The sequence below is a fragment of the Paenibacillus sp. S150 genome (assembly GCF_019352175.1).
GTDB lineage: Bacteria > Bacillota > Bacilli > Paenibacillales > Paenibacillaceae > Paenibacillus_AQ.
The window spans coordinates 1-679 of sequence record NZ_JACBYI010000099.1; the positions used below are offsets into that span (position 1 = coordinate 1).

The 679-nt window shown below is 42.4% G+C and carries 1 protein-coding gene; it reads right to left on the reverse strand.

Annotated elements, in window-relative coordinates; translation table 11 throughout:
* Positions 1-142 precede the first annotated feature (142 nt).
* Complete coding sequence (gene tnpA, locus HYD27_RS31720) at positions 143-616, reverse strand: IS200/IS605 family transposase (RefSeq protein ID WP_219221756.1); 474 nt, start codon at positions 614-616, stop codon at positions 143-145.
* Positions 617-679 lie beyond the last annotated feature (63 nt).

Consider the following 679-nt stretch of genomic DNA (forward strand, 5'->3'; position numbering starts at 1 on the left):
AATCAGGACCACCCGTCCAACGGGTGGTTTGCTCTTGGGGTATAACCCCTTGTTGCCAAACTGCGCCTAAAGACGCTAGCCTGACAGCAATTCTGTTCAGGCTCAGTGTTATTTGTCATTTTCACTGACCCGTTAAACGGGCTTATTTCTTTTTGTTCCTTATATCACTAAATGGATCTTCGTACTCTTTTACACTCAGTTTATCTATTGCCTGGTCATGTGCTTCTTGTTCACGAATATATTTGGCTACTGTGGCCTCATTCAGACCTACAGTACTTACATAGTACCCTTCTGCCCAAAATTTTCGATTCCCGTATTTGTATTTGAGCCCCGCGTGCTTCTCGAATATCTTTAGCGAACTTTTTCCCTTTAGATATCCCATGAACGTGGACACCGCTATTTTCGGTGGGATTGCTACCAACATGTGAACATGATCCGGCATCATATGTCCTTCTAGAATTTCAACTCCCTTGTACTTACATAGACGTCTGAAAATTTCGATTAGATCTTTCCTTACTTGATTATAGATTTCTTTACGTCTATACTTCGGGGTGAACACGATATGGTATTTGCACATCCACTTCGTGTGAGCTAGGCTATAGCTCTTGTTTGCCATCTTTGACCATTCCTTTCGTTTGAGCCTGAACATCTCAATTCTATCGGAATGGTCTTGGTGGTC

Excerpts from the sequence above, each read along its gene's own strand:
- tnpA (WP_219221756.1), bottom strand. The coding sequence starts at position 616 with ATGGCAAACAAGAGCTATAGCCTAGCTCACACGAAGTGGATGTGCAAA.